A 12,133-nucleotide genomic window follows, 5' to 3' on the forward strand; every position below is an offset into this window, starting at 1 on the left:
GACTGGAGGGGCCGGCACCTGCCGGCCCAAAAAAACGGGCTTTTGCTTACTTGATGCTGCCCTTGGGCAGGACCTGGACGATGGCGCTGCGCTGCAACTGGACTTCGACGCCGTTCCCGATTTCGACGCCCAGGTAGGCCTCGCCCATCTTTGTGACCTTGCCCAGCAGGCCGCCAGCCGTCACCACTTCGTCGCCCTTGGCCAAGGCATCAATCATGGCGCGGTGCTCTTTCTGCTTTTTCATCTGTGGGCGGATCATCACAAAGTAAAGCACCACAAACATCAGCACCAGCGGCAGCATGCTGGTGAGCGAAGACATCATGCCGCCTTCGGCAGCAGCAACAGGGGCGGTTTGGGCAAACGCAGAAGAAATAAACACGGCAGACTCCACAACAATGGTAAGACGCCCCGGGGTGACCACGGGGCGCAAAGGGCCTGATTGTATGCGGCCAGCTCCAGATCAAAGTTGTAACCCGCGTCTTGGCGGGGGCTCTTTGGGCATAGATTCCGCGCTGCCGGCCAAAACCGGCGCTTTTACGGTAGCCCGTCCTGGGTCAGGCGGCCATTTGCTGCCGGCCCGCCGCCGCTTCCCGGAAGGTCGTCATGGCCGCTGCCCATTGCTGTTGCGCCTGCAGGGCATGGCGCGCCTTGACATGGCCGTAACCCTTGATGAGCTCGGGAATGCGGGCGACCTCGACAGCCGCAGCATGGTTGCCGGCATCCAGGGTTCGCAGCAGTTCCTCGATGCTGGCAAGGTACTGGGCGATCAGCGCCCGCTCCATTTTGCGTTCTTCGGTCCGGCCAAACGGGTCCAGCGCAGTGCCGCGCAGGCCCTTGAGCCTGGCCAGCACCCTGAAAGCCGTCAGCATCCAGGGGCCGAATTTCTGCTTCTGCAACTCGCCCTTGTCGTTGGTTTTGGCGATCATGGGCGGCGCCAGGTGGTAGTTGAGCTTGAAGTCGCCTTCGAACATCGCGCCGACCTTGTCATGGAAGCTGCGGTCGGTGTGCAGCCGCGCCACCTCGTACTCGTCCTTGTAGGCCATCAGCTTGAACAGGTATCTGGCGACGCTCTGGGCCAGCAGCGTTTTGCCCAAGACCGATTCGGCCTGCTGCACACGGTTCACAAAGCTTTCATAACGCTGGGCATAAGCCGCGTTCTGGTAGTCCGTGAGGAAAGCCACGCGGCGCGCCACCAGGTCCGCCAGGCCCTGGCGCGGGGCCGGCATGGCGATGACCTGCGCCGACGCAAACAGCCTTTCAACCGAGGGCAAATCGTGCGCGGCACGGCGGCCCCATTCAAAAGCCGTCTTGTTGTTGTCCACCGCCACGGCATTGAGTTCGATGGCGCGCATCAGCGACGCGTATTCCAGCGGGATCCAGCCTTTTTGCCAGGCGTAGCCCAGCATCATCGGGTTGGTGTAAATGCTGTCGCCCATCAGTTTGGTCGATGCCGCGTCGGCATTGAAAGCGCCGACACCGGCCACGCCCACCGCCTTGACGATTTCGGCGGCGCAGGCTTCGGCCGGGTTCTGCCAGTTGGCGTTGTGCACAAAGGCTGCCGTGGGCGTGCTGTACGAGTTGAGGGCCACATGGGTGCGGCCCTCGCGCATGCGCAGCACGGTCTCTTTGCCGGCGGCCACGATGGGGTCGCAGCCGATGATCAGGTCGGCCCCGGCCATGCCGACGCGGGTGGTGCGGATATCGTCCTGGCCGGCACCAATCAGCACGTGGCTCCAGGTGGCGCCGCCTTTTTGCGCGAGGCCGCCGGCGTCCTGCGTGACGATGCCCTTGCCTTCGATGTGGCCAGCCATGCCCAGCAGCTGGCCGATGGTGATCACGCCGGTGCCGCCGACGCCCGCCACCACAATGCCCCAGACGGCGCCGTTAACCCCCTGCGTCGCGGGAATCTGCGGCTGCGGCAGCGCGCCCAGCTCGAACGGCGAGGTGGCTTTTCCCTTGGCCTTCTTCCTGAGCTGGCCGCCCTCCACGGTGACAAAGCTTGGGCAAAAGCCTTTGAGGCAGGACATGTCCTTGTTGCAGGTGGACTGGTTGATCTGGCGCTTGCGGCCGAACTCGGTTTCCAGCGGCTCCACGCTCAGGCAGTTGGACTGCACGCTGCAGTCGCCGCAGCCTTCGCAGACCAGTTCGTTGATGACCACCCGGCTGGCCGGGTCCACCAGGGTGCCGCGCTTGCGGCGGCGGCGCTTTTCGGTGGCGCAGGTCTGGTCGTAGATGATGACGGTGGTGCCCTTGATCTCGCGGAACTGGCGCTGGATCGTGTCCAGCTCATCGCGGTGGTGTACCGCCACGCCTTCCACCAGCGCCACGCCCTCGTATTTTTCCGGCTCGTCGGTGACGACCACAATTCTGGCTGCGCCCTCGGCGCGCATGGACTGCGCGATCTGCACCACCGAGTGCCCCTCTGGCCGCTCGCCGATCTGCTGGCCGCCGGTCATGGCGACCGCATCGTTGTAGAGAATCTTGTAGGTGATGTTGACGCCCGCGGCAATCGACTGGCGCACCGCCAGCGAGCCGCTGTGGAAGTAGGTGCCGTCGCCGAGGTTGGCAAAAATATGCTGGTCGGTGGTGAACGGCTGCTGGCCGACCCAGGGCACGCCTTCGCCGCCCATCTGGGTAAAACCCGACGTGCTGCGATCCATCCACAGCGCCATGAAATGGCAGCCAATGCCGGCCATGGCGCGCGAGCCTTCGGGCACCTTGGTGCTGGTGTTGTGCGGACAACCCGAGCAGAACCAGGGCTGGCGGTCGGCCTGGACTTCCAGCACCTGCAGCGAGCGCTCCTTGGCTTCAAGAATTGCCAGCTGCGCATCGATGCGCGCCGCCATGTTGCTGTCCAGCCCGAGCTTGCGCACACGCTGGGCAATCGCCTTGGCAATCAGCGCGGGCGACAGGTCGGCGTTGGCGCGCAGCAAGGTGTTGGCCGTCGGGTTCGGCATCGACCATTCGCCGCCGCTGAAGTCGCCCTCGACCTCGTTGAACTTGCCGTAAATGTTGGGCCGCACATCGGCACGCCAGTTGTAAAGCTCTTCCTTGAGCTGGTATTCGATGACCTGGCGCTTTTCCTCGACCACCAGGATCTCGCGCAGGCCGGTCGCAAATTCGCGGGTACCCTGCGCCTCCAGTGGCCAGACCACCCCGACCTTGTGCAGGCGGATGCCAAGCTGGCGGCAAGTCGCGTCGTCCAGCCCCAGATCGATCAGGGCCTGGCGCGTGTCGTTGTAAGCCTTGCCGCTGGCGATGATGCCAAAGCGGTCGTTCGGCCCTTCGATAACGTTGTAGTTCAGCCGGTTGGCGCGGATGTACGCCAGCGCGGCATACCACTTGTAGTCGAACAGGCGGGCTTCCTGCTCCAGCGCAGCGTCCGGCCAGCGGATGTGCACGCCGCCGGGCGGCATCTGAAAATCGGTCGGAATTTTGATCTGCACACGCCCGGGGTCGATCATCGCGGTGGCACTCGACTCGACAATTTCCTGGATGGTTTTCATGCCGGCCCAGACGCCGGAAAAACGGCTCATCGCAAACGCGTGCACACCCAGGTCCAGAATTTCCTGCACATTGGCCGGGAAAAATACCGGCAGGCCGCAGGCCTTGAAGATGTGGTCGCTCTGGTGCGCGGCGGTCGAGCTCTTGGCCACATGGTCGTCGCCGGCCACCGCAATCACGCCGCCCCAGGGTGTGGTGCCCGCGATGTTGGCGTGTTTGAACACATCCGAGCAGCGGTCCACGCCCGGTCCCTTGCCGTACCAGATGCCGAACACGCCGTCGAACTTGTTGGTGCCGGGCGGTGAAAAGCCGAGCTGCTGCGTGCCCCAGAGCGCCGTGGCGGCCAGCTCCTCGTTGACGCCGGGCTGGAAAACGATGTTTTGGGCCTTCAGGTAATCAGCCGCCTTCCAGAGTGCCTGGTCGTAACCGCCCAGCGGTGAGCCACGGTAGCCGCTGATAAAGCCAGCGGTGTTTTTGCCCTGCAGCGCATCGCGCTGGCGCTGCAGCATCGGCAGCTTGACCAGAGCCTGCACCCCGCTCATGAAGGCCTGGCCGTAGTCCAGCGAATACTTGTCGTCCAGAGTCACCGTTTCCAGGGCTTTGCGGATGTGTTCGGGCAGGGGGGCGTTCATCTTGTCTCCAGTCGTGGGCTGATATCGCCGTGTGGGCGAAGAACAAGGCTGGCGCCCGCTTAGGGCGGCACCTCTATATTAGGAACAAAGTGTAGGCGTGATGCCCAGATAAGTCTTTGCTTTTTACGCCTTGTTATGCACCCATAAAGAAAGATTCTTGCTTAAAATCGGCAAATATGGGAACACTCGACAAGTTTGACATCGCCATCCTGAATGAATTGCAAAGTGATGGGCGCCTGAGCAATGCCGAACTCAGCGCCCGTGTCGGACTGAGCGCCGCCCCTTGCTGGCGGCGCGTGCGCGCGCTGGAAGAAGGCGGCTATATCAAGGGCTACCGCGCGGAAATCGACCGTCACAAGATCGGCTTGGGCGTGCTGGCTTTTGTGCGGCTGGACGCCGAACGCAACACTGGCGATTCGACACGCGTTCTCGAAGAAGCCATTCGCAAGTTGCCCGAGATCATTGCCTGCCACTACATCAGCGGCACAGGCACTTTCGAGTTGCAGGTGGTGGCGCAGGACCTGGACAGCTTTTCGCGTTTTGCGCTGAAGAGCCTGATCAACCTGCCCAACGTCAAGGACCTGCACACCAGCTTCTCGCTGGGCGAGGTCAAGGCCAGCAGCGTGCTGCCGCTGGGTCACCTGGCGACCAAAACCGTCTGACACCGGCCGCCGGCGTCCGATCAAGCATCAAATCGGCCTCCAGCCCTTATTCCACGTGCGTGAACAGCTATTTTATTAATAGCAGCAGCAGCACTGCACGATGGCTGCCTCACCAAGTTATACAAGTTCTTGCTCAGTCACGCATACAACGCGCGGTCAGCGGAAGCGGCGGGTACTTGAGCAGCGCCTCGCGACCGCTGGCGCCCAGCCCGAACTCGGCGCGCATCTTCGCGTTGCTGTACACCGATTGCTGCGGACCCTGGCCGCCTGCGTCGCGAAACAGCACCTCATTGGCGCGCGCGCCTTCCAGCAGCGCGCTGTCATCGACAAAACGCACGCGGAAATCAATCCCGTGTTCACAGCGGTAGGACTGCTGGCCGGACGGCGCGCCGGTGCCAACGCACCCCGCCAGCCCGGCAGCGGCGAGCAGACACAGGGTTTTGTTCATGGGGCCTCCTGTCGGGTGTTCATTTGGGCCACAACACCCACAGGCGCAGCGGCTGGTTGACGCGGCTGGCCAGCAGGCCGGCCTCAGGCCCGGTGCCGGCAAAGTAGTCAGCGCGCACGGCCCCGACGATGGCGCTGCCGGTGTCCTGCGCGATCACCAGTTTTTTCAGGTCGGCAGCCGCCCCACGCGAAGCCAGCCAGACCGGCGTCCCGTAGGGAATGCTTTCGCGGTCCACCGCAATCGAACGGCCTGGTGTCAGCGCCACGCCCTGGGCACCGCGCGGACCGTAAGACGCATCCTGTTCGGTCAAGGTTTCTTCGCGGAAAAAGATGTAGCGCGGGTTGCTCCACAGCAGCTGCGGCAGGCGCTGCGGGTTTTGCGCCGCCCAGGCCTTGGTTGCGTCGGGCCAGGGATTGATCTTGGTCACACCTTGCTCCAGCAGCCACTGGTTGACGCTGCGGTAAGGCCGCTCATTGGAGCCGGCAAACGCGACGCGCACCGTGCGCTGGGAGCCATCGGCCTCGGTCAGGGTCAGGCGCCCCGAGCCCTGGATGTGCAGCATCAGCACATCAATCGGGTCGGCCATGAAGGCGATCTCGCGGCCCCGTAGCGCGGCCTGCGCTTCAGCCAGCGTGTCGATGTCCTGGCGCGTGTACCAGGGCTTGCGGCTGGCCAGGCCGATCGGTGGCTGGTACAGCGGCACGGCGTAACCGTTGCCGCTCTGGCGGCTGGCCTTGAACACCGGCTCGTAATAACTGGTGAGCAACCCGTCGGCCGCGCCCTGGGGGGTTTCGACGCGGTAGGGCTGCAGCCGGTTCGTCATCCAGGCGCGCTGCTCCTGGCCGCTCGCGATGCTCAAGCGCCGCACCTCGCCGCACAGCGGTGCGAACACCGGTCCGGGCCGTTCGCAGCTTTTGAGCCAGGCGTTCCACGCCTCAAACAGGGCGTCGCTCTCAAAGCCCGGCAAGTCGGTCCAGGGCACGGGCACCCACCGGCTTTTGCCTTGCATCCTGGCCGCCGGCAGGCCTGTGCTGTCGCCGGGCCGCGCCGCGTCGGCCGCAGGCGCCGGCAACGAAGCCGGCGGTGCGGGGACGGGGGCGGTGGCGCAAGAGGCAAGCAAACACGCGAAGGCGATAATGGCGGCGGTGTGTGTTACCCGGGAAAAAACAGTCATGGCCTTACTTTTACTTGAAGCCCTGGGGGCCTTGCTGATTCTGATCTTTATCGTCTGGTGGACGATGTTCTCCGGCCGCAAGAACGGCGAACTCAAGGACGATGTCCCGCCCGATGCCCCCCCCGGAAAGCCGGGTGATCCGCTATAAATTACGTAGCAGGTTCGCCAGCTCCACCGCCGACTTTACGCTCATTTTGTCAAACACCCGGGCGCGGTGGACTTCCACCGTGCGCACGCTGATGTCGAGCTGGTCGGCCACCAGCTTGTTGGGCAAACCCTCGACCACCAGCCGCATCACATCGCGTTCGCGTTCGGTCAGTCCATCCAGCCGGGCCCGCAGGCCGGTATATTCGCTGCGCTGGGCCAGCGCAGCGGCCGACTGCGCCAGCGCCTGCTCAATGCGGTCTACCAGCGCGTTATCGGAAAACGGCTTCTCGCAGAAATCGAAAGCCCCCCGCTTGACCGCATCGACGGCGGTGGGGACGTCGGCGTGGCCGGTCAGAAAAATCACAGGCAGCGTGGGCAGCAGACCGGAGGCAATCAGTTTCTCAAACATCGCCAGGCCGCTCATGCCGCCCATGTGCACGTCGAGCAGCGCGCATGAGGGCGAGGTCACCTGGAACCGCCCGGAGATGCGCTCATCAAAGGCTTCGGCGCTCTCGAAGGACTCGCTGTTCAGGCGCCGCGAGCGCAGCAGCCAGGCCAGCGCCTCGCGCACGCTGGCATCGTCGTCAACGATATAAACGGTGGCATTGTGAATCGGTTCCATCGCAATTCCTTTGAGGGTCTCTCAATCAGGTCAGTAGCACAGCCGCGTCTGCGGACGCGCCGGAGGTGACCGCTTCGGGCAGGGTGAAAGTGAAAATCGTACCCTGAGGCGACGCCGCATCGAACCCCAGAAACCCGCCATGCTGCTCGATCACGGTGCGGCACAGGCTGAGACCCAGCCCCATGCCCTCGGCCTTGGTCGTGAAAAAGGGTGTGAACAGCTGCTGTGCCACCTTTTCGGGGATGCCCTCGCCATGGTCGATCACGGCAAACTCTACCCAGCGGCTATACGCATTGGAGGCCGCCGGTCGCACGCGCAGGGTCAACACCTTGCCAGCTCGCCCGCTTTTATCGAGCCCCTGCATGGCCTGCATGCCGTTGCGCGCCAGGTTCAGCAGCACCTGCTCGACCATGGTGCGGTCGCACAGCACCGGCCCGCAACTCGCCTCCACCTGCATCAGCACCTGCACCCCGAGCTTGCGCGCCTGCAGGCTGACCAGCGGCATCACCGCATCAAGCAACGCGCGCGGCGCAACGTGCTCGCGCACCTGCTCGCGGCGGCGCACAAAATCATGCACGCTTTTAATGACCTTGCCGGCGCGCTCGGCCTGTTCGGCAATGCGCCGCATGGCCAGTTGCAGGTCCAGGTTACTGGAGGGCTGCCGCGCATCCGTCGCTGCGCTTTGCAGCAGGTTCAGTGACCCCGTGGCGTAGCTGGAAATAGCTGCCAGCGGCTGATTCAGCTCGTGGCTCAGCAGCGAGGCCATCTCGCCAACCGTGGCCAGGCGCGCCGTGGCCTGCAGGCGATCCTGGCTGGCTCGCGATAGCTCCTCAACGCGCCGCTGCTCGCTGACATCGAGGATGGCGCTCATCCATCCGGTCTGTTTGCCCACGGCGTTGATCAGCGGCGCCTCAATGATCAGCACCGGAAAGCGCGACCCATCGCGCCGCATGAACACCGACTCGAAACCTTCACGCGGCAAGTTCACGCCTACGGCCAATCGGCTGGCCTGGCGCTGCCCGTATTCCTCCACCTGCTCCGGCGGCCAATAAGGCGGCGGCGTGTCCAGCCCGAGCAGTTCGCGGGCTTCCAGACCGACCATCTGGCAAAAGGCCGGGTTTACATAGGTCACGCGCCCCTGTAGATCACGGGCCCGCATGCCGGTCACCAGCGAGTCTTCCATGGCCTTGCGAAAAGCCAGCGCATCGGCCAGGTCGTGCTCGACCTTGAGCCGGCGGCGCATGTCGCGGCCCAGCAGCGCAAGCACCGCCACCAGCGCCATCGTCATGGCCGTGACCAGGGCCGTCAGCAGGTTGGGAAACAGGTCGGGTGTGCCGCGCCGGCTTTCCAGCCGCAGGACCAACGTGTTGCCCGGCAAGTCGAGCAACTGTTGTGCAACGTAGGCCTGGCTGCCGCGCGTCGGGTTGCCATACATCGCCAGCCGCGTGCCGTCGGCTTCGGTGAACGCCAGGCCTTGGCCGCGCCCCAGCTGCCGGCCCACCAGCTCCGAGAGGATGTCTGGCAGGGAGTAGGTCGCCACCAGGTAGCCCGAAAGGCGGCCTGCCGCGAGGACAGGCATGCACATGTCAAGCACCTCCAGCCCCAGTCCGCCGGACTGCGGCAGGAAATAGCTGATCGAATAGGCCGGGCCACTGAAACGCCGCGCAGCTGCGCAGGCAAATCCGACATCGCTCTGTGCGCTGTCCCGACCCAGGCGTTCAAACACCGAGCTGCGGTAAGACGTCTCGGAGTAAGACATCATGCCAAGCGCCACGTCACGCCACTCCAGGCGCATCATTTCGCGGTTTTCGTGCAGGAGCTCCGCGGCGCCAATACGCCAGGCCTCAGGGCTGGGGCTATTGGCCTGCAAGGCCTGAAAGCTCTGCACATTGCGCGTCAGCTCCGCACGGATATCGGTGACCATCTGCGCCGCGTCCTGCTCCAGGCGGCTCTGCAGCTGGCTGGCCTCGTAACGCCCGGCCAGCCAGACCAGGGTGGACAGCAAACCAACCAGCAACGCGACCAGCAGCATCCAAAGTGCCCAGCGCCGGCTCCAGCGTCGCCCCACGCGGCTGCCGCTTGCATCCATCGCCTGGCTCACAACACCCCGTGGGTCAGCGCAGGGAGCTGCAAGCGCACAGCGCCCAGGCGGTCGGCCCGCACTTCGGCCATGACCACGGCTGCGCCCTGGGCCTGCTGCGCCAGAATTTGTCCCCAGGGGTCGGCGACCAGGCTCTGGCCCCAGGTTCGGCGCTTGTTTTCATGCACACCGCCCTGAGCGGCAGCCACCACATAGGCCAGGTTTTCTATCGCCCGTGCCCGCAGCAAAACTTCCCAATGGGCCTGGCCGGTGGTCCAGGTGAAGGCGCTGGGTACCAGCAACACGTCGGCCTTCAGCGCGCGGTACAACTCGGGAAAGCGCAGGTCGTAACAAATGCTCAGGCCGACCCGGTAACTGTGGCCGTCGCGGGACGGCAGATCAAACGCTACAGGGGCCGCACCGCTTTCAATGACGCGCGACTCGTCGTATTGCTCCTGTCCGTTGTCAAACCTGAAAAGATGGATCTTGTCGTAGCGCGCCACGCATTGCCCCGATGGCGCATACACCAGGGAACTGTTGCGCACGCGCTGCCTGTGGCTGGCGCCCAGCGGCACGGTGCCGCCAACGATCCAGAGCTTGAGCTCGCTGGCCGAACGAGCCAGAAAGTCCTGCACGCGCCCCTGGCCTGCGGTTTCCTGCATGTCCAGCTTGTCACTTTCCTTTATGCCCATCAGGCAGAAATATTCCGGCAACACCGCCAGCTCGGCGCCTTGCGCTGCGGCCTGCTCCAGCAACTGCCGGGCCGTATCCAGATTGGCCTGGAGACTGTTGCCGGAAACCATTTGAAGCGCTGCGACCTGCATGTTACTTTTCTCCGGTGTCTTCACTCGCCTTGGTGCCGGCCAGCGGCCTGCGTTCGGTCTTGGTGATTTTCGGGTTGGCCCAGGTGCCGTCGATGTGAAACTCCTGGGTCGCCGCCTGGATCAGCGGGCGCCGCAAAAAATACTGGGCCAGAAAGGTGCCCAGGCCAATGGCCGGGTTGATGACCGTGGCGATCAGCGACGCGGTGCCTGCGTTGATTTCCGGCACCACCACCACCGTCAGGTTTTGCGTTTCCTTCGCAATGTCGGCCGTCCCCTCCATCAGCACGGCGGCATTGACGCCTTTCATCTGAAGGTTGTTGGTAAACGCCAGGCCCTGGGTGATGCTGACATCACCGCGCACAAAGTCAAACGAAAAGCCTTCGGAAAACACATCGCGGAAATCCAGTGTCAGCCGCCTTGGCAAGGCCTGCAGACTGAGCACCCCCAGCAACTTGGCGATGCCCGGATCGGCCTTGAGAAACTGACCCGAAGCCACATTCACATTAAACTGCCCATTCAGGCTGGGGTAGTCCAGGCTCAAGGGCGAGCCGATCCAGGCAATCTGGCCTTCGAGCCGGCCCTTGCCACGGCGGATGACATCGGCCATGCCAAAGCGCCTGAGCAGCTCGCCCGAGTCCTCGATGTCGAGCCGGAAGTTCATCACGGTACGGCGCCGCTCGGCACCCGGCCGCGCGCCCTGACTGGCTGCCACACCCGCGCCCTGCTGCGCATTGACCGCCACCCAGTTTCCGTTGGCGGTCAGGGTGGCTTCCGGCATGATGATGTTGAGCTTGTTGAGGCGCCACTCGCGCACGCCACCTTCACGGGCCACCGTGCCAGCCCCGCGGTTGATCGCTTCGATTTCCACCCGTCCCAGTTTTTTGCCGCGCAGCTCCAGGTCTTCGACCACGATATCCAGCGCGGGAATATTGGCCGGCTGCTCATCGAGAATGGCCTCTACCTCACGGGCCGTGTTCTGGCCCAGACTCAGGCGCGACAGGCGCGCGTAGAGACGGCCGGCACCGGCACCACTGGGCTGGCGGAATTCGACGTAGCCATTGAGCTCGGTCGCGTCAAGGTTGGCGCGCCAGGTCAGGCCATCGCGCGATCCGCCAAGCACCACGTTGTGCAGCGTCCGCCCTTCTATCAGCAGCTCTTTCGCCCGGATTGCCATGCTGGTCGGCAAGTAGCCGAGTACGGCACTGGCCGGAATCAGCTGGCTGGGGGCCGTCGCCGTGGCGGGCGCCGGATCGCGAGAGGTGTCCAGCACCTTCTCCCAGGCGTCGATGTCCACCCTGGCCAGATTGATGTTGGCCACCACACCGCTCTCGGGCAGGGGCGCGCTTTCGCCCGGCTCCAGGCCGATGGCCATGGCGCCGCGCAGCACACGCGGCTCGGTGCCGCTGATGTCGCGCACATACTGCACCGAGGCCAGCCGGCCTACCGTGAGCAACAGCTGGTCCTGCACCGGAGCAACGCCAACCGGCGCGCGCAAGGCAGTATTGTCCAGGCGCAGCGGCAGCGTGCTCTCGGCGCTTTTGGTCAGCGGTGCGGGCAGGCTCAGGGCCATGCCTTGCAGGTTGCTGGCCACGCTGATCTCGGTCATGCCTTTTCTGAAGCCCAGGCTGGCGGTGTATGCCGTGGCGCCGCTGGCATGTGCGCCCAGGCGCGACGCCATGCCAAGTTCTTTCGCCTGACGCAGGCCTTCGGCGCTGATCGTGCCCTGTGCACGAATGACCACGGAGGCATCGGCAAAGTCCTGCCCTCCCGCCGCAGAACGGCCAGCGGCAGGGAGTGCGGCACGGGTACCGCCTTCCAGCCGGATGTCTCCGCCCAGCATGCGCCCCTGGCCCCCCGAAATGGCAAATCCGTTTTCGCTGAAATTCACCACCCCTTTAAGGCGTGTGAACTGTGGCGTGTCTGGTGTGAACTGCACATCGTTGCCTGGCACGCTGACCGTGCCCTGCACTTTGGTCTTGTCCAGCGCAGCCAGCGGCAAGGTGAGTTGCACCTTGTAGCTGGCGGTTCCGCTGGCCACGG

10 protein-coding genes are annotated in these 12,133 nt (G+C 64.3%); 2 read left to right on the plus strand and 8 right to left on the minus strand.

The genetic code is table 11. From position 1 onward, the window contains the following. Positions 1–46: 46 nt before the first annotated feature. Together yajC and ACESMT_RS15960 are read right to left on the minus strand one after the other, a co-directional pair. Complete coding sequence (gene yajC / locus ACESMT_RS15955; RefSeq protein ID WP_372827578.1) at positions 47–379, minus strand: preprotein translocase subunit YajC; 333 nt, start codon at positions 377–379, stop codon at positions 47–49. A gap of 175 nt (positions 380–554) precedes the next feature. Next, positions 555–4,136: an indolepyruvate ferredoxin oxidoreductase family protein gene (locus tag ACESMT_RS15960; RefSeq protein ID WP_372827579.1), complete on the minus strand. Its 3,582-nt coding sequence runs from the start codon at positions 4,134–4,136 to the stop codon at positions 555–557. Positions 4,137–4,312: 176 nt separating this feature from the next. Between ACESMT_RS15960 and ACESMT_RS15965 the strand changes: the two genes are divergently transcribed. Continuing rightward, a complete protein-coding gene (locus ACESMT_RS15965) occupies positions 4,313–4,798 on the plus strand; it encodes an Lrp/AsnC family transcriptional regulator (protein WP_372827580.1) in 486 nt (161 codons plus the stop codon). Between the two features lie 133 nt (positions 4,799–4,931). On the opposite strand, the gene ACESMT_RS15970 is transcribed toward ACESMT_RS15965, so the two are convergent. Both ACESMT_RS15970 and ACESMT_RS15975 read right to left on the minus strand, forming a co-directional pair. After that, positions 4,932–5,246 carry a hypothetical protein gene (locus ACESMT_RS15970; RefSeq protein WP_372827581.1) on the minus strand — a complete coding sequence of 105 codons (315 nt, stop codon included), beginning with the start codon at positions 5,244–5,246 and terminating at the stop codon, positions 4,932–4,934. Between the two features lie 19 nt (positions 5,247–5,265). Next, a complete protein-coding gene (locus ACESMT_RS15975; RefSeq protein ID WP_372827582.1) occupies positions 5,266–6,420 on the minus strand; it encodes a murein transglycosylase A in 1,155 nt (384 codons plus the stop codon). On the opposite strand from ACESMT_RS15975, the gene ACESMT_RS15980 reads away from it, so the two are divergent. Next, a complete protein-coding gene (locus tag ACESMT_RS15980; protein ID WP_372827583.1) occupies positions 6,419–6,568 on the plus strand; it encodes a hypothetical protein in 150 nt (49 codons plus the stop codon). The two genes, ACESMT_RS15975 and ACESMT_RS15980, sit on opposite strands and share 2 nt — an antisense overlap. Here ACESMT_RS15980 and ACESMT_RS15985 read toward each other — a convergent pair. From ACESMT_RS15985 to ACESMT_RS16000, 4 genes are all read right to left on the minus strand, one after another. After that, on the minus strand, positions 6,563–7,189 hold the full coding sequence (locus ACESMT_RS15985) for a response regulator transcription factor (protein WP_372827584.1): 627 nt from the start codon (positions 7,187–7,189) through the stop codon (positions 6,563–6,565). The two genes, ACESMT_RS15980 and ACESMT_RS15985, sit on opposite strands and share 6 nt — an antisense overlap. A gap of 25 nt (positions 7,190–7,214) precedes the next feature. Beyond that, complete coding sequence (locus ACESMT_RS15990; protein WP_372827585.1) at positions 7,215–9,278, minus strand: nitrogen regulation protein NR(II); 2,064 nt, start codon at positions 9,276–9,278, stop codon at positions 7,215–7,217. Between the two features lie 8 nt (positions 9,279–9,286). After that, a complete protein-coding gene (locus tag ACESMT_RS15995; RefSeq protein WP_372827586.1) occupies positions 9,287–10,093 on the minus strand; it encodes a carbon-nitrogen hydrolase family protein in 807 nt (268 codons plus the stop codon). 1 nt (position 10,094) lies between these two features. Then, positions 10,095–12,133 (minus strand): YhdP family protein (locus ACESMT_RS16000; protein ID WP_372827587.1); only part of this gene is annotated, 2,039 nt, incomplete at its 5' end.

Source organism: Polaromonas sp. (assembly GCF_041689105.1).
Classification (GTDB): Bacteria; Pseudomonadota; Gammaproteobacteria; order Burkholderiales; family Burkholderiaceae_C; genus Polaromonas.